Raw genomic sequence first — 3615 nt, 5'->3', positions numbered from 1 at the left:
GTCCGAGTCGATCGTCGCGGCGCTCATCGCCGTGGTGGCGTTCGCCGCGACGATCGACTCGGACCCGGCCCACCGCCTTGTCGAGCCGGGCGAGGACGCCGTTCCGCTGCCCGGTGGCGTCGGCGTACGCCATGGTCAGGCGCAGCCGGAACCGGGCCGCGGCGCCCCGGGGTACGCGCAGGCCGGCCACGAGGGCGCCGGTGGGCCCGTGCAGCAGGGTGACCGGCACCGTCGGGTGGTGGGTGAGTCCGCTGAGCTCGGCGTACGTCCATTGGCGGGTGTGCTTGCGGCCGACCAGGATGACCCGGCGGTCGGTGACCACGGCGGTGCCGGCCTCGGTCACCCGGCTGCCCTCCGGCAACGGGGGCGCGGATTCCGGCTGCGCTGGCGGGATCGCGGAGAGCTGGGCCCCGGGCAGGTCGGCGTGCCGGGGCACGGTGAGCAGGCCGGTCGACGGCTGGACGGCGACGACGGTCTCGTCATGGGCCAGGTCCACGGGCAGGGCCGGCCGGATCGACGGGTGGTCCTCGGCGGCGGCGCGCAGCCGTTGCAGGCGGATGCCGCGCAGGCACCACGCCTCGATGGCGTCCTCGTGGGCCCGTCGCCGCCGGGCGTTCTCGCGCCTGGCCCAGCGCACCCGCCAACCGGAACCGGTCCTGTTCGCATGGTTCACCGGGGACCACCTTTCACGAAGATGATTCGCTGGTCATCCGGTACAACCCCTGAACCGCCCGCAGGACACGGCACGGTTCCACTCTGGACGTCCGTCCTGGAGCGCCCGCGGCGGTCAGGGACCGGCGGTCGGCCGGCGGCGCGGCACCCTGCCGTTGCGTCGCCGCAGCTCACGCAGCGTCTGCCGCAGCTCGAACGCGATCCGGGCCGCCTCGTACGCCTCCTCGGCGTCCGGCTCCGCCATCCGGCGCTCCCGCAGCTCCGTCCATTCGGCGTGATCAGTCATCGCCCTCGCCTCCCCCGTGCGGCGTCCCCGCTCCGCCGCTCATGCACTCACCAGGCCAACGACGGTCCGCGCGCCGGGTCGTGGTGGTTCTGGTCACGTCTTGGAAATCGCCCAGGAGGGTGGTGGCCGACGCCGCTGACGGTCAGTCCTGCTTGGCCTCGGCGGCCGCCCGCTCCAGGCAGGCCGGCACGTCGCCCGCGTGGTACGGGTGCTCGCTGGGCTCGATGCCGGCGAGGAACAGGGCGTAGACGGCGGCCATCCGCAGCGGGGCGACCGGGCGCAGCAGCGCGACGGCCTGTTCCGGATCGCAGCCGGGCACATCAGCCCGCCACCGGGCGGCCCACGCCTCCCGCAGCGACCCGGCGGTCGCCGCGTCGAGGGTCTCGGTGAGCCGCAGGATGTCGAACGCGGAGTGGCCGAGGAACGCGTCACCCCAGTCGATGATGACCCGCCGCGTGCCGTCGCTGCGCACGTTGCCCGGGTGCAGGTCGCCGTGAACGAGGGTGTCAGGCAGGCCGAAGCGGCGGACCTCCGCCAGGCGGTCGTCGAGCCCGGCGAGCAGGTCGACCACGACGGAGACGTCGTGCGGGGCGAGCGCCGCGCGGATCCAGCGGGCGAGGGCCGGGCCGCGCAGATCGGGTACGCCGACCGCGACCAGCCCCGCCACGTCGTCCACGGCGCGGAGCTGGATGGCGTGGTGGTCGACCGCGATGGCGGCCCGCTCGTCGGGCCCGGCCTCGTAGCGGTCCTCCCCCGGTACGTGGTCGAGCAGCACCCGCCCCGTGCCGTCGTCCGCCAGCACGATCGGAGTGATGCCGGGCGCGGCGCGGGCGAGCCAGCGCAGCACGGCGGCCTCGTGCCGGAAGAAGACCGGCACCTGCTTCAGCCAGGCGGTGCCGTGCGCGCCGTCGAGGCGCCAGATCGCGGAGAGGTTCCAGGTGCGCTGCTGCGCCACGGCGGTCACCGGTCGGCCGAGGCGTTGCAGCTCCTCGGCAGCCCAGGCGAGGCTGCGGGCCGGGCCGCCCGGCTCGGCCCAGGGGGCGCGCAGCGGCTCCGGCGTCAGGTCCACCGGAACCGGGGTCAGCGGCACCGACGGCCGCCCGGAGACCTGGGCCAGGTAGGTGAGGTGGCCGCCCGGCGGCTCCGGCCGATCCGCGGCGACCAGCCGCAGCACGGCCACGTCGAGGCCGTACCGGCGCCGGGCCTCGGCGACCACCGAGGAGACCTCCTGCCACCAGGGCGCCGGCACGTCGTACGCGGGGAGGGCGCCCAGCGGCACGCCGGCGTCGTCGACCAGGGCGAGGGTCACGGTGCGGGACACGCGGGGACGGTATCGCCGGGCCGGTGGCAGGGGCGAGCGGTTATCCGACGGCGGCCGGCGACCGGGCCGCACCCCGAGCCTGCCCCGAGCCGCCGCTCCGGGGCCGCTACGGGTTCGCCCCGGATGTCCGCGCCCCGGTCGGCGGCCAGGCTGAGGCAATGATCGAAACCGATTCCCGCGTGACCGCCCGCACCTTGTACCGCTGGTTGCGGCCGGCGGCCGTGGCCGCGTCGTTGCTGCTGCTCGGCTACGGCGTCCTCCGCCTGATCGACGGCTTCGACGGACACCGCGACAAGTCCGGGTGGGCCTGGCTGACCGGGCACAGCCTGTTCCTGCTCGGCATCGTGCTTTTCGCCGTGGTGATCGTCGAACTGCGCGGCCTGCTGCTGGTCACCTCGCCCCGACAGAAGACGCTCACCGACGTGGCGGCCGGGGCCGGGATGGTCGGGGCGGCGGGCTTCGTCTGGGTGATCCTCGGCGACCTGTTCCCGCGCTTCGCCGACGCGGTGCCGCCGCCGGACCTGGTGCTCCTGGGTGGGCCGGCGCTGTTCGAGCTGGGCCTGCTCACGCTGCTGATCCGGGCTGTCGTCGTCCGGCTGCTGCCGGTCTGGGCGCCGGTGCTGGTGCTGGCCGGCTTCGTCGCGATCGCGGTCAACCTGGACCTGCTGCCGATCGGCGCCGCACTCGTCTTCGGTGGGCTGCTCCCACTGCGCCCGTCCGCCCTTCGGCGGGCGGCGTGAGCCGGCCGGGTCAGACGTAGACGTCCTGCTTGGTGCCGCCGTGGCCGGCGCAGGGTTGGGACCCCATCCCGGTCTTGCTGATCAGACCGTCGTTGCACAGCACCATGTAACCGTTGCCGTCCCAGAAATTGTCGACGCACGTGAAGTAGCTGCAGACATCTTCGGCCGGGGCGTAGATGCGGGAGCCGCCGCAGTAGTTGTAGCCGTACGGGTTCTTCGGCGCGCCGCACAGGTCCCCGGGGCTCGGGCTCGGCGAGGTGGAGGGGCTGGGCCGGGAGCCACCCGTCCTGGTGGACGTCGGCCGCACCGATGGCGTGACCACCGTTCCACCGGTGGTCGGCCCGGGCATCGTCGCCGCTCCGGAAGTGGGTGCGCCCGGGACCGAGCCGGGCAAGCTGCCGGGGACCGGGGTGCCGGTGGCCCCGGGGCCGAGGGTGGGAGTGGCGGAGGCGACCGGCGCGCCGAGGCCGGTGGACGGCGTGGGTTCCCCGGACTCGGTCGAGCCCGCCGCCGGCCCGCCGTCCATGTCCATCCCGACCACCGGCCGGTCCCCGGTGGACCAGCGGACCGTGCCGGCGACCGCCGCGAGAGCCACC

3 protein-coding genes and 2 pseudogenes are annotated in these 3615 nt (G+C 75.0%); 1 reads left to right on the top strand and 4 read right to left on the bottom strand.

Going from position 1 to position 3615, the window contains the following annotated elements; genetic code table 11:
* From DKL51_RS27935 to DKL51_RS27930, 3 genes and pseudogenes are all read right to left on the bottom strand, one after another.
* Nucleotides 1-673 (bottom strand): annotated as a pseudogene (locus DKL51_RS27935) (hypothetical protein); the annotation flags it as partial.
* Nucleotides 674-787: 114 nt separating this feature from the next.
* Nucleotides 788-958, bottom strand: coding sequence for a hypothetical protein (locus DKL51_RS35240; RefSeq protein WP_165823281.1), 171 nt, complete (start codon nucleotides 956-958; stop codon nucleotides 788-790).
* Nucleotides 959-1100: 142 nt separating this feature from the next.
* Nucleotides 1101-2279 (bottom strand): aminoglycoside phosphotransferase family protein, encoded by a 1179-nt coding sequence (locus tag DKL51_RS27930; protein WP_124812668.1) that lies wholly within the window; start codon nucleotides 2277-2279, stop codon nucleotides 1101-1103.
* Nucleotides 2280-2437: 158 nt separating this feature from the next.
* Here DKL51_RS27930 and DKL51_RS27925 point away from each other — a divergent pair, with 158 nt between their 5' ends.
* Entirely contained in the window at nucleotides 2438-3019 is a 582-nt protein-coding gene (locus DKL51_RS27925) for a hypothetical protein (protein ID WP_124812667.1), read from the top strand.
* A 10-nt stretch (nucleotides 3020-3029) separates the two neighbouring features.
* On the opposite strand, the pseudogene DKL51_RS35235 reads toward DKL51_RS27925, so the two are convergent.
* Nucleotides 3030-3615 (bottom strand): annotated as a pseudogene (locus tag DKL51_RS35235) (hypothetical protein); the annotation flags it as partial.

Origin of the sequence: Micromonospora globispora (assembly GCF_003857015.1) — a bacterium.
GTDB classification, from domain to species: Bacteria; Actinomycetota; Actinomycetes; order Mycobacteriales; family Micromonosporaceae; genus Micromonospora; species Micromonospora globispora.
Note: the sequence above shows the minus strand (reverse complement) of the source record. Positions and strands in the feature narration are given on the sequence as shown.